Annotated in this window: 1 protein-coding gene and 1 pseudogene; both read right to left on the reverse strand. The window is 76.6% G+C overall.

From position 1 onward, the window contains the following. Window positions 1-433, reverse strand: a pseudogene (locus tag HUX53_RS02030) (hypothetical protein); the annotation flags it as partial. Window positions 434-535: 102 nt separating this feature from the next. Beyond that, a partial coding sequence (locus HUX53_RS02035; RefSeq protein WP_176401466.1) for a hypothetical protein occupies window positions 536-1273 on the reverse strand: 738 nt, incomplete at its 5' end.

The following is a 1273-nucleotide window of genomic DNA, read 5'->3' on the forward strand; positions in this document are numbered from 1 at the left end:
GTGGGGTTGGGGGGGGGTGTGGGGGGGCGGGGCGGGGCCGGGGGCGTGCGTGGCCCGTGGGGGGCTGGGCGGGCGGGAGGGGCGGCGGGGGCTGCGGCATGTCGCGCGGCGGGACGTCCTGCAGCGGCACCTCCTGCGGCCCCATGTCGGCCGCGCCGCAGGAGAACACGTCCTCGCTGGTGTCGGGCGGGCCGCCGAGCGAGTCCGGCGGCGCGAACCCGCCGGCCACCAGTCGGTCGCCCTCGCCGCCGGGCTCCGGGCCGGGCTCCGCGCCGGGCTCGGGGGTGTCCTCGGGGTCACCGGCCGGCGGGATCTCCTGGTCGGTCACCGTCTCGGGAGGAGCCGCCGCCTCCTGCCGCCCGGGCTCCTGGCCGGAGGCGACCCCGTCGTCCTCCGAGGGCGCCCTGACCGGCCCGCGGTTGTCTTCCGTCATCCCCATCTCTCCTACCGAGCATGGTCCTCGTCATCCGTGCTCATGCTGCCCCGAAAGGCATGTGGCGAGCATAAGACCTAACAACGACCCGCTCACGCCGGGCTAGTCGAATGGATTCGCCGCCGACGCCAGGCGTCGGGAGCCTCGCGAGATGCGCGTCCAGAACGTGTCGGTGTCGTGCGGCATGTTCACGGCGACCGCCTCCGCGGTGCTCTGCGGCGCGTCGGTCAGGACGGTGTAGACGTAGCCATGCCCGGCGGACACGGCCCAGCGCCGCAGCGCCTCCTTGCGGTACACCGTGCGGCCCCGGCGGAACGTCTTCTGCCAGCCGGCCATCCCGCGCTCGTCCAGGCTGCCGCGCTGCACGAACACCGAGACGGCGGCGAGGCCGTCGGAGTAGCTGAGGTGGACGGCGCCGCCGCCCCGCTCGCGGCGCACGTCGTAGAGGGTGAGCCGCCCGGGCAGGTCCTTCGGGACGGGCCAGCCGCCGTCGCGCAGCCCGGCGATCCCGACGCGGTCCAGCCGCTCGCTCCACGCGCTCGCGGCGGACGCGGAGCCGGCGCCCTCGACGGGGCCGCCGATGCTGGATCCGGGGAAGCGCAGCAGCCCGCCCCGGGGCTGGCCGAGCACCGGGTGCTCCGCCGCCGGCATGGTGAAGCTGATCTCGCTGAACCCGGTGACGACCACGGGGCGCCCGGTGGCGTCGATCAGCTCGCGGTGCAGCATCAGCCCGGTCTCGCGGTCGAGCCAGAAGCGCCCGGCGGGGCTGCCGTCCGCGCGGCGGGCCTCGACGACGCGCGCCTGCCGGCCGCAGACCGCCGCGTCCGCCGCGCGCACCAC

This window comes from Actinomadura sp. BRA 177 (assembly GCF_013372625.1).
Classification (GTDB): Bacteria; Actinomycetota; Actinomycetes; order Streptosporangiales; family Streptosporangiaceae; genus Spirillospora.